General features: G+C 33.6%; 9 protein-coding genes and 1 pseudogene. 7 read left to right on the top strand and 3 right to left on the bottom strand.

The genetic code is table 11. From position 1 onward, the window contains the following. The first annotated feature begins 306 nt into the window (after nucleotides 1–306). Complete coding sequence (locus F981_RS07700) at nucleotides 307–1,362, top strand: 3-deoxy-7-phosphoheptulonate synthase (RefSeq protein ID WP_004720226.1); 1,056 nt, start codon at nucleotides 307–309, stop codon at nucleotides 1,360–1,362. Between the two features lie 460 nt (nucleotides 1,363–1,822). On the opposite strand, the gene F981_RS07705 is transcribed toward F981_RS07700, so the two are convergent. From F981_RS07705 to F981_RS07715, 3 genes are all read right to left on the bottom strand, one after another. Continuing rightward, on the bottom strand, nucleotides 1,823–2,164 hold the full coding sequence (locus F981_RS07705; protein ID WP_004720227.1) for a hypothetical protein: 342 nt from the start codon (nucleotides 2,162–2,164) through the stop codon (nucleotides 1,823–1,825). 96 nt (nucleotides 2,165–2,260) lie between these two features. Next, nucleotides 2,261–2,578 carry a hypothetical protein gene (locus F981_RS07710; protein ID WP_004720228.1) on the bottom strand — a complete coding sequence of 106 codons (318 nt, stop codon included), beginning with the start codon at nucleotides 2,576–2,578 and terminating at the stop codon, nucleotides 2,261–2,263. A 16-nt stretch (nucleotides 2,579–2,594) separates the two neighbouring features. Next, nucleotides 2,595–2,930 carry a hypothetical protein gene (locus F981_RS07715; protein WP_004720229.1) on the bottom strand — a complete coding sequence of 112 codons (336 nt, stop codon included), beginning with the start codon at nucleotides 2,928–2,930 and terminating at the stop codon, nucleotides 2,595–2,597. A gap of 109 nt (nucleotides 2,931–3,039) precedes the next feature. Here F981_RS07715 and F981_RS07720 point away from each other — a divergent pair, with 109 nt between their 5' ends. From F981_RS07720 to F981_RS07750, 6 genes and pseudogenes are all read left to right on the top strand, one after another. Further along, nucleotides 3,040–3,381, top strand: a complete 342-nt coding sequence (locus F981_RS07720; RefSeq protein ID WP_004720232.1) for a hypothetical protein — start codon at nucleotides 3,040–3,042, stop codon at nucleotides 3,379–3,381. A 39-nt stretch (nucleotides 3,382–3,420) separates the two neighbouring features. Beyond that, nucleotides 3,421–6,927, top strand: a complete 3,507-nt coding sequence (locus F981_RS07725) for an RHS repeat domain-containing protein (protein WP_004720233.1) — start codon at nucleotides 3,421–3,423, stop codon at nucleotides 6,925–6,927. Nucleotides 6,928–7,019: 92 nt separating this feature from the next. Next, nucleotides 7,020–8,060: an IS481 family transposase gene (locus F981_RS07730; RefSeq protein WP_004717791.1), complete on the top strand. Its 1,041-nt coding sequence runs from the start codon at nucleotides 7,020–7,022 to the stop codon at nucleotides 8,058–8,060. Nucleotides 8,061–8,115: 55 nt separating this feature from the next. Next, nucleotides 8,116–9,417: pseudogene (locus F981_RS07735) on the top strand (thrombospondin type 3 repeat-containing protein); the annotation flags it as partial. A gap of 11 nt (nucleotides 9,418–9,428) precedes the next feature. Continuing rightward, on the top strand, nucleotides 9,429–10,418 hold the full coding sequence (locus F981_RS07740) for an RHS repeat domain-containing protein (protein WP_004720237.1): 990 nt from the start codon (nucleotides 9,429–9,431) through the stop codon (nucleotides 10,416–10,418). Between the two features lie 1,686 nt (nucleotides 10,419–12,104). Then, complete coding sequence (locus F981_RS07750) at nucleotides 12,105–12,341, top strand: hypothetical protein (protein WP_016539584.1); 237 nt, start codon at nucleotides 12,105–12,107, stop codon at nucleotides 12,339–12,341. Nucleotides 12,342–12,488: the final 147 nt, after the last annotated feature.

Raw genomic sequence — 12,488 nt, forward strand, 5'->3', positions numbered from 1 at the left:
CTTATTATTTCTGGCAATTCTTTAGATAGTTGCCTGAAGTCGTTCGGGCAATGAATTGGTTGCCCATCAAAGTTAATACCTGATCGGCAACACCGATCAGGTTTTTTTATATCTGAATGTTAAAAATATTTTGAATCAATTAAGTGTAAAGATTTTGGAGAATGTCATGATGAAATTTAACTACGTATACTTTAGCAACTTTTATTGGACTTACTTTGGTCAAGTGAAAAACCTGATCGCCCATTTGAATAGATCCCATACGCTCAAATAAAAGTTCGGACTTTAGATAGTCCAAAGGAATACATCATGAATGCACTAAATATTGCTTTACAACAAAATCAAATCATAGAAACTCAACTCAGTTTGCCTTATGAGTTAAAAGAAAAATTTGTATTAAAACATAAGCTCGCTTTACAGATCGCCGAGCAACGCCAAACAATTGAAAATATTCTCGATGGTACAGATGATCGTCTGTTGGTGATTACTGGCCCATGTTCTATTCATGATGAAAAATCCGCATTGGAATACGCAGATCGCTTAATACAATTACAAGAAAAAGTGTCAGATCAGATCTTTCTAGTGATGCGTGCATATATTGAAAAGCCACGTACAACAGTAGGCTGGAAAGGATTTTTATACGATCCAAATTTAGATGGGTCTGCCAATATGCAATTGGGCTTAGAAAAATCACGCCAATTGTATTTACAAATTATTGAAAAAGGCTTGCCAATCGCCAGCGAAATTCTAAGCCCTATGGCAACCGCATATTTTGATGATTTATTGGCTTGGGGGGCAATTGGTGCACGTACCAGCGAATCACAAATTCATCGTGAAATTTCAAGTCATATGCCTTTCAGTATTGGCTTTAAAAATGGTACAGATGGCTCGATTCAAATCGCTTTAGATGCAATTCAATCTGCAAGTCATCCTCATCAATTTCTAGCCATGGGTCAAAAGGGATTGCCTTGTATTGTACATAGTCATGGTAATCCTTTAGCACACATCATTTTACGTGGTTCAAATAAGGGCACAAATTATGATGCAGAATCGATCCAACAGATCCGCCAGCAGCATCAAGGGAAATTACCCGCTTTGCTGATTGATTGTAGTCACGGTAACAGCAGTAAAGATCCTTTAAAACAACCGTTGGTTTTACAGCAAATCATTGAAGAAAGGTATGTAACCCATGTACGTGGTGTAATGCTAGAAAGTCATTTGGTGGATGGTAACCAAAAAATCTCTTGTGATATGACTTATGGTCAATCTGTTACAGATGGTTGTTTGGGGTGGAATAAGACGGAGCAATTGTTGTTGGATGTTGCAGAGCAACTTTCAAAACAGGATTTGTTGCAGACAGCGTAAAACACAATATCAAATTGTGTCTTTATAATTTTGAAATAGTCCTTTATAAAAAATCCCATCATATTTTTATATGATGGGATAAAGGTTAAAGTTTGTTATTTTGGTTGTACTTGATTCACTCTACAGTATCCACTGCCAGAATATGGTTCAACATACACTTCTACAGCTCTCTTTTTTTGATACCACTGTGCCAAAGTTACAGTAAGAATAACCTTACTTGTTTGGGGAATAAGCATTCACCCATAAGGAGTGCCATTACAAACAGTTGGAAGGTTTCCTGATTCAAGCCGAATGAGTAATCCTTCCGAAATACTCGTGATAGATGTCATATTTCCTGATACATATGTCTCAGCTGCAAAAACTTGCTGAGTTAATAATACTGAAAGTAATAGAATTTTTTCATTTTCAGTACCTTATTTTAAAAACTAACTTTTGAATTTAGCAATTTATAGATAGTCAATTAATCATTTAAAATATAATGATAAAACCCTTGAGCTAAAGTCCATGGTTGGAAATCTGAACAACTTTGTGCACCAGAAAAATATAAAGTTACAGATTTCTTTGTAACCTGAGCAGTAAGTAATACAGAAAATAATTTACTGCAATTCGCTGGAGAGATTTCATTCCAAGTTGCTGATGTACTACATAGTAAAGGGCTGCTTAAACCACCAACACTGTTAGCAAATAACCCACCTGAACGTGGATTTATTGACACACCACTTACTTTTCCTGTACACATAATATCAGCAGCGAAAACAGATTGATTAATTAAAATGAGTAGCAATAAAATAAATTTTTTCATTAGCATCACCTCTGAATTAAATTCAATAAAATTAGTTTATAAGAAGAAACCCTTGGCGCTGTGACAAATGATGTCAAAGTATGAAAATTTCTTGAATTACCACATTCTTACCATCCATGGTACGGTTACATAATCAGTTTCATCACAATTATAATTGTCCTGCCAATAACGCAAAGTTATATTCTTTTTCATTGCATAAGCTTGCATTAAGATACCTAAGTATGGCTTTGTGGATGGTTTTGACCACGAACCAATTTGTTTCCAGGATACTCGGCCACTTGGAGACTTAAGCAGTGCTAACAAATCAGTTTCTTGTGCTTGAATTTGCATTACTTTATATGGTCCACAATCTACCTGAGCAAAAGAGATATCGCAGAAAAATAAACTAACTATTAAAACAATAATTTTTTTCATTATCAGCCTCTACTTTTCAATGGATATGAAAATATGCAAGAGTTGGCCATCCACCTGGGCCACAACCACTTATATAAATATCAACAGTTTTTTTTGCAAGAAAAGCAGAAAGTAAAGATGCATACGTCCTTTTTCCATTTGTAGTCGAGCTTGGAAATCTAAGTTCATTAATAGGTCTATCCGTGCAATTTTCATTAGATCCAAATGGAGGTCCAGATAAGGTGATAAAACAGGTGTCATCCCATGTATGGCAACCAATATCAATAATTTTTCTATTAGATACATTCTCACCAGCAAATAAAGGCGTACTTCCCAACATTAAGATAAGAGTCAGCATAATTTTCTTTATCATTTTAGTCTTCCTAATTAATTTATGGATTAATTGTGTTGAACTTGTATTTTTTCTTAAAAATATGTATTTTTTATATACAACTTATTAGAAAAAGTAAATAGGGTTAAAAATGAAAAAAGTAGTGTTCTTTGTTTTGTTGGTGTCTCAACTAGTGTTTGCTGGAAATGTTTTAGCCAGTACATACATTGGAAAAGTGAAGGCAATCAATGTTCGAGATGAGACTGGGTTGATATGGGTGTATATATCAGGAGAGCGTACAGGGAATCGTCCAAATTGCGCAACAAATTGGTATATGGTGATTAAAAATGAAAATAGTCCAACAGGGAAAAGGCAACTGGCAATGCTGATGATGGCAATAGCAACTAATAAAACAGTAGCTATCCCTGGAGCAGAGACTTGTACTCGTTGGGCAGATGGCGAAGATATAAGTATAGTAGGTGTGGAAAGATAAGCTTACGAATTATTAATTATAAAAATAAGGCCGCTACTGATGAAAATAATACTAAGTTTTGTTTTAAGTCTATTGAGTTCAATGCTTTATGCAGGTCCTATAGACTGGTCTGTTGCTATGACATCTTTTCCATCAGATCAAAGTGTCGGTGATACAGGACAAGAAAAAACACCCAATGGTTATGTCGATTTAATGAGTGGTAACCTTGTTTATGATGTACCTGAAGTCACATTAAAAGGAGAGCGGGGACTAAATTTCACGTTGTCTCGTTCTTATGGAAAAGTAAATAATGGTTTTCGCTCTATGGGGAACTGGGAGCTAGAGTCACCAAGATTAGTGATGATGACGGGACCGTCAACTAAACTTCAAGGTGATAGTGGCGCTGGCATATGTGAAGCAAATGGTGATGCAACTAATAATAGTTCAGGAAGGCCTGCTTTTACAGCTTCGCTTACCAATTCAAGTTTCAGAAGTAAAATTGAGCAAACATATGTAAATCAAGCGAATGCAACATTAGCTAACCAAACATTAAATACAATTATAAATTTAGTACAATATTTTGGAAGCTTAACGGGTGATGCAAATGCGCAATACAATAAACAACAAGCACAAAACGCTACATTTAATTTACAATTCCAGTTATTTAGTGCTTTTAAAAATAACGTGAATGCTATATCCGTTACTTCAAGCCAAGCAACCACTGAAAAAGCGAAATACAGACAAAGTATAACAAATGTATTGCAGACAGGACAGGTAACAATTTCTGTTAATGGCACTAGGCTAACTAATGGAAACTTAACCATAGTTTTAGATAGTTTGGCAGTAAATTCCTCATTTACTGTTCAAACAAATAATGTACTAATGGATGCCGCTATTAGACAAGTAATCATAGGCTATCTTTACTATCATAATATTGAAAAGATTAAATCTCCAATGTTGCTAAATGGAATTACTCAAACTTCAACACTTAATACCTCATCCAATGTTGATCCAAGACAAAGACCAATAAGCTTATATCTTCCTAGTCAAAAAAACATAACTTTTTATCCTATTAAAACAGGTGTTGCGGGATACCCTCAATCTGCAAAATATATTTCTCAAGACAACTGGTATATTAGCTGTACAAATTCAGGAAAAGATTTTGTAGTAAGATCAAATAATGGTGTTACTTATTATTTTCCTGGTGAAAATCGAGAAAACCAGACAGGTTTTACTTCATTCTTTGGAAGCGAATATATTCCTGGGCGTGTATCAATCTATGCTTCAAAAATAGAAAATCAATTTAATGAAGCTTATCAGCTTAATTATTTTAATAAAAAAACCAATACCCTGATTTATAATGGGTTTAATTATACAAATAAATTTTTTCTAAAGTCAGTACAACATCTGCTGGATGGAAAAATTGTTAATGAAAATACGCCTGAACTTGTACTCAATTATGTAAAGAGCCAAAGTGGAATTGAGAATACTGATGAAAGCCAATTTGATAATATTTCGGGGGATATAACCCTTAAGAAAATTCTTAGATATATCAATGGTTCATATAAAGAATGGACTTCTTATAATTACACGAGCCAAAAAAATCTTTCAAATTATAAATTGACAGACACAATACCAACAGGTGGGACGATAGGAGCTTTTCAAGACAACAGTTCTGCGTTTATTTATTTACAAGCAGCAGGTTATATTACAGGTGATGCTATAAATTATGGTTATGGTGGTCCTTATCGAATTGTTGGTAATGCCACACCAGCATCGACGAGTATGACTGCGCAAGACTTTCTCTGGTTCTACAGTGATTTAACAAATATTCATTACTATAAGAGTTCTTCAAATGGCTTAGTCAATACTAAATCTGTTTATTGGACATATTCACTCATCAATGAATCCCGCCCAGGATTTGCTGAAACTAAATCCTATAAAGTGACAAGTTCTTATTATACTGGTGCTGATGTCAATCCATTGCAAATTACCTATGCATATAGCCGTAATAAAGAAGCTAAAGAACAAACTACAACAGTAACAACCAAGGATGTAACTACAGGTCTGACAAAGGCATATGCTTATGTGATGAATGCTTTCGAAGGTGGGATTGCAGAAAGCTTCTTACATGGATTACTTAAAAAAGTAACGATTGATGCTCGTACAGAAGTTTATGAATGGGTGACATTAAATCTTATTGGTCAAAAACCAAAAACCACCAATGATAATTATACTGATAATGAAGATGTATTACTGGTTCGAATGTCTAAAAAAACAGTTAATCATCATGGTGCTTATGGCACAACTTATCGAGATTTTGACCAATATGGTAATGCTCAAACGATTGAATCTACAGGTCTAAAAGGTACAAGTTCAACATCATTGCCAAGTGTTAGTATTGCTTATTTTAATGCTGACCCTGCAAATGCTTCAGTGAATGATGGTAGCTTGCCTTGGATTACAGGTTTACCTCGCCAAAAGACATCAGCTGGGTATACAACACAATCTATTGAATATGATGTTCAAGGTGCGATCAAAACAGAAAGTAAAGAAGGACGTATCGCCAAGTTTAAATATGAAACCGTTTCATTTAGTTCATGTCTAGGTAACCTTACTGATTTTGCTTGGTCAAAATTTGCTAGTTGTTTTTCAAGCTATGTTGCAGGAGATAAACATACAGGCTTACCAATGGAAGTTGATGTGGGTAATGGTCAACAAATTACTCAATACTCTGCCTATAAAAAAGGTGTACCCGCCAATATCCGTTTAGCCAATGGTGGCCTAGAAACCAATGTGATCGATGACTTTGGTAATATTATTTTCCATACAGATGCAGATGGTGTTCGTTCACAAAACCAATATGACGATGCAGGTCGTTTAAAAATTGAAACACCAGTTATTGGTTTAAGCTATACAACTATTGATTACAATGGTTTAAACATTGTAAGAACAATGCAAAATGGCGCAAGTTATAACAAAACTGAAAAATATAATGGTGATGGTTTACTGATCTATTCTGCTGCAAATACATCAAATAAGACGGTGGTAAATTCAAGTAAATATGATGCTTTTGGAAATGTAATCTTTAGTTCAAATCCATCTACTGGAAGTACAAGTGAGGGGATCTCTACAAGTTATGATGTCTTTGACCGACCAAAAACTGTAATTGATAATGGCGTAACCGTAAACTACTGCTATCAATCATGTGGTGGGCGTAACGGTGCTATTGCATTAACAACAGATGCTTATGGTGTCACTGAAACTGATTATTTGGCTGCTGGCGATTTTAGTGCAAATCTAAAAACACTGGTCAGTCGTAAAGGCGGTGATGGTTCTGTATTTACAACCTCAACTGAATATAATTTAGGTTTATTAAAACCAACAATTGCAACTTCAGGTGCTTCAACACAAAGCTATAGTTATAACAGTAATGGCTCATTAGCAACTGAAAGAGACAATAGTATCAATGGTCAAAAGATTTATGGCTATGATGCGACTGGGCGAATTAAAACCATTAGCCATCAAGATGGTTCAGTCGAAACAATTGAATATTATGTGTATTAGTTCAGATCTGATCAGACATTGATCTTGAAAAAGAGAAAGTTACCCGTTTTGATAAAGGTGTCGAATCTTAATCAAACAAAGGTAACTTTCTTATGTTGCATACTAACAATCAAATCATCAAACACAAAGTAGGCTTACTCAATTTAGCTGAAGAACTTCAAAATGTATCCAGAGCTTGTAAAGTCATGGGTGTCTCTAGAGATACCTTTTACCGTTATCAGGAACTCGTTGAATCAGGTGATGTTGATTCACTCATCAATAAATCCCGAAGAGTACCGAATCTTAAGAATCGTGTAGACGATGCGACAGAACAAGCCGTTATTGATTTCGCAATCCAATATCCAGCTTATGGTCAACACCGCAGTAGTAATGAATTGCGTAAAAATGGTGTATTCATTTCAGGTAGCGGGGTTCGATCTATTTGGCTTCGCCACAATTTAGAGAATTTTAAAAAGCGATTGAAAGCCTTAGAAGCCAAAGTGGCACAAGATGGCTTTGAGTTAAATGATCATCAGATTGCTGCACTTGAGCGTAAACATGAAGATGATGTTGCTTGTGGCGAAATAGAAACACACCATCCAGGATATCTTGGAGCCCAAGATACATTTTACGTTGGCAATCTGAAAGGTGTCGGTCGAATCTATCAACAAACTTTCATCGATACCTACAGCAAAGTCGTTCATTGCAAGCTCTATACAACGAAAACACCGATTACAGCGGCAGATCTGTTAAATGATCGTGTACTACCATTTTATCAGTCGCAGGATCTACCAATGCTGCGTATCCTGACAGATAGAGGTACTGAATATTGCGGTAAGGTTGAACAACATGATTATGAGCTATATTTAGCCATCAATGATATTGATCACACCAAAACAAAAGCAGCATCCCCACAAACGAATGGAATATGCGAGCGTTTCCATAAGACGATCTTGCAGGAGTTTTATCAAATTACATTTAGGAAGAAGCTATATAGTACATTAGAGGAATTACAAGCTGATCTAGACGTTTGGCAAAAATTCTATAATACTGAACGAACTCATCAGGGAAAAATGTGCTGTGGTCGCACACCACTGGAAACATTACTTGATGGGAAGCGAATTTGGGCTGAGAAGAATTTAGCTCAAATTTAACCTGACAGGCACACTAAAAAATGGGTAACTGTCAGATCTGGTTTGAGCTAGTACATATTATGCAATTAATGATTTGATTCGTTCTCGTGCTTGGCGTGGTATAACCACCAATTATGGTTATAGCTTAGCAGGGCGTTTAAATTCAACCAATAATGCCAATACTTCACAAGGCTATGGTCGTGATGGTTTTGGTCGTGTTGTAACACTGACACAAAATATAAATTCCAATAATGCTAATTATGGTTATACCACTACATTTGGTTATAACAACTTGAACCAAGTGGTTTCAATTATTTATCCAAATGGCAAATCTGTTAATTTGTCAGATCAAAATGCTTTGGGTGAGGTTTATTCAATACCTAGTGTGATTCAAGGGCTTAACTACAATATATTGAGTCAACTTACATCTGTACAAGCAAATGCTGATGTAGCTTGGACGTATTCGTACTCAAACAATGGCTTGCCTACAGGTGTAAGTTCTACCAGTTTGAATAAATGTGTACTCAATATTGGATATGGTTATGATGCATTAAACCGTATCAATAGAATGAGTGATCATTGTGGTGCGACCTATAACGCCACAATTGACCGTTTTGGTACAGGCTTGATGAAACAGGTTGAACTTGATCAGGCACGTTATCAGTATTTATATAACAATGATGATATTAGTTCAGTCAATATTACCTCTAAGAGTCAAATCGTTGCACCTGCTTCCTACACTTATAACTATGTGAATGGCACATCACGTTTAGCGAATGTTAGTGGTTCAGCATATAACTTTAGCTATGATGCAATGGGGAATGTCACCAATGATGGTATTCGTGCCTTAGATTATGATGCTTACTATCGTATCAGTAAAAATGGTAATGAAAGCTATATCTATAATACAGATGGTTTGCGTGTTCGCGCAGTTCGTGATGATGGTATTACTGACTATGTTTATGATTCAGCAGGTAATCTGGTCTATGACATCAACCATCAATCAGGTTATAGCAAAGCCTATGTTTATGTTGCTGGAAAATTAGTTGCAACTTTAGAACGTTATCCAGATGCCAACAGTAAAGGCTTTGATTTGATGAATGATTTCGAAGGGGCCGAGTTTGGTATTAATAACTTGTTAGAGAGTTATGTGGATAGCGATGATGATGGTTTACCTGATTATATTGAACGCTTTATCGGTTCTGATCCAAATAATCCTGACTCAGATGGTGATGGTCATAAAGATGGTTATGAATATAAATTACTGGGTGCGAAAGGTGTTTTAGACCCGCTGATTCAACCAAGTGAGCCTGATCCTGATGAAGATATGGCAGCATGGTTGCCTGCAATCTTAGATATGATCTTGGAAGATGACTAAGGGGATAAATCATGAAAACAAAAATGAAAAACCTAATGAAAAATAACAATATGCAGTCAAATAAGATCTGGTTGATAACAATTCAATTGATTGTATTAAGTCTCCTCCTAGTCCTTAGCCAGCTCACGCTGGCTAAGGATCGGATTCAATATCATGTCCAGAACTTTGATGGTTCAACCTTAAAAGTGATCAATGAACAGGGCGTGGTCAGCCAGTCTTATCAATACGCACCTTTTGGTCAACAACTACAGTACAAGAAACCAAGCAACTTAAAGAACCCGAATGCTTTTGTTGGAGGGGTTCAAGATGCAGGTGATTTGGTTTACTTAAAGGCACGACACTATAACCCTGTGTTGGGGAGGTTTTATCAGCCTGATCCAGTGACTTATATTATGAAAGGTCATGGGCAGACTAATCGTTATCAGTATGGTTGGAATGATAGTTATAGTTTTAGAGATCCTGATGGAAAGTTGACAGTTTATTTTGGAGGGGCTGGATTGAATGGTAACTATATTAAGGACCAAGTAGAAGCCTTTATGCTGTCAAATATTAAGAACGTATTTGCTGGACCAATTGAATATTCTATTGGAGGGCTTGGTGAATGGATGATTGATGGACCAATGACTATAAGAATGCGTTATGGTTATAATAACAATTTAAATATGAATATTTCTTTGCCAGAATATATGGTAAAAAATTCACAAAATGAACAGTTTAATTTAATTGGCTATTCCTATGGTTCTATAGTAGCTGCTGATTTAGCTTCCTATTATTCTAAAATTAATACAAAAATTGATAATTTAGTGCTAATAGGCTCACCTATATCTAGTTCTTATTTGGAGCGTCTTTCTAATGATAGTAACATTAAAAATATTATTATTGTTAATTTAACTAAACATGGAGATCCAATCTATGCTGGAATGGGAGTCATAGAACTTATAGCGAATGTTGGTAAATTGGCGGAGCAAAAAAATTGGTGGTATAGGGCACTTTTATTATGAGCCTAATACCCCAGAAGTTGCACAACGTAGAAGAGATTTAGCAAATTACTTATATCAACAAGGGTTAAGATAATATGATCTTTTTCTTAACTGAAAATTTCAGATTTATTTTTTAGTTCTATGGTTATCTAACAGAGTACTTTAATAGGAAAAATTTAGATGAAGAAGAAGATAGTATTTGCTAGTGTAGATTTTTTTAAATCTACACTAGCTTTTATCTTAATAACATATCCTTTATATTGCTACATTAAAAGTCAGCTTATTTTAAAACTTGAAAATGATTGGTTTTTAGGAGTGATTATTTGGATTTTCTTAATTTTAACTGGTTTTGTTTATTTATTTTCATTTATTATAAAAATAATATTTTTTAGAAATGAAATATTTATTTCAAAGAGGTATGTTAAATTTGTTAATTATTATGTTTTTTTGTTTTTATTTTTTTTACCAATTATAAATGTAATCTTGAAGAAGATAAAGTAAATGGTATTCGATATGTATCACATATTAATACTTTTATCTATTATATTAAGTGGATGTGGATTAATGAAAAATAATAATAATTTTTATATGGCAGCCTGGAGTATAAGAATGTAAAAGATATATTATTAATTTTAAATGATGGAAAAGTTTATTTTATTGGTGAACCACCATGTACATTGTCAAAAATAAGAATATTATCTGAGAAGAAAATGGTGTTGGTTAGTTTGAGAATTAGTGAATTACCAATTGATTTGAGGGAAAGGTTGGAAACATGTAACTGGGAAATTGAAGAGTTTTATAATTAAATACCTACTGAAATAAAAATTGACAAGATAGACCAAGAATATATAAGAAGGAGTAAAATACATCCATGATTTAAATTTTAATTATTTAATAAGGAATATATAGATAAAGTAACTTTATATTTTATTCTAAACTATGTAGGTGGAATGAGGTTCCTTTAAAATTGATTAATTATTAATTTACACTTATTGATAGGGTGGTATATGATTAATTTAAAAAATTCAAGAAAATTTCATTAGTGATTATAGAGGATTATTACAGTATTTTTCTGATATATACATAGCCTTTATTAGTATGGAGTATGCGAATATAAAAGCATATTGTAAATTAATTAATAAATTGTTACCATGTATAGATTTTTTATCTATTCTATACAAAAATAATGGTTTACCTTCATTGAGGACAGTACTACCACAAATGAAATAATGCATACTGCTTTTGTTATGAATCTAAGAATCAAAGAGGGTCATCAACAGAGGCTAAAATTAGTCGGATACCTTTACAAACAAGGTTTAAGATAAAAATGAATCGAATTTTAAGTATATTAAATATGCTAATATCAATAACCATTTTTTTAATATTATTATTTCCAGCTTCTATCTATGTATATAGTCAATATCTTATAAAGGTTGAGAATGATTGGGTAACAGGAATTTTAATTTGGACTAGCATATTTTTTTCTATTTTTTAAAAATATTATGGGTGGTTGTGTGTGATTATTTTTCTTACGTTGAAGACAGGGTGGTAGTTAAAAAAATTAATTATTCTTCTGTTTTTATTTTATTTTTTTTAGTGCTTTTACCGTTTATTGAGTCAATATTAAAAAAATAATTTAAGAAGACTAAATAAAAGTGGCTAGAAACTGAATTCCTGTATTTGTTAATTCGTGGGTTAAGTAATAATATGGATTACAATCAATTAATTGATAAAATTGAAAAGTTTGTTAACAAAGATGATATCTCACTTAAAAACACTCAAGAGATTGAAGTTCTTTTGGAAAATTTAATTATTAAAGATGAATTAATTACTGAAACAATTTTATTTTTAGCATCATATAGACCTGGAGGTGGTGAATATATGAATGATGAAAGCCAAATTACTCAACAATTAAACAAAGTTTTAGTAATTTTAAAAAAGTGAATATGGAACACGTGGTTAATATAATTTTTAAGAATAGGATTAGGGTGATTATTATGGAATATAATGTTTTTTCTTACACAAACAATTCCAAGAGTAATGTTGTCTTGGTAATTGAGCCATGGATATTGATTTACGATATACCTTCTA

The organism is Acinetobacter guillouiae CIP 63.46 (genome assembly GCF_000368145.1).
Classification (GTDB): domain Bacteria; phylum Pseudomonadota; class Gammaproteobacteria; order Pseudomonadales; family Moraxellaceae; genus Acinetobacter; species Acinetobacter guillouiae.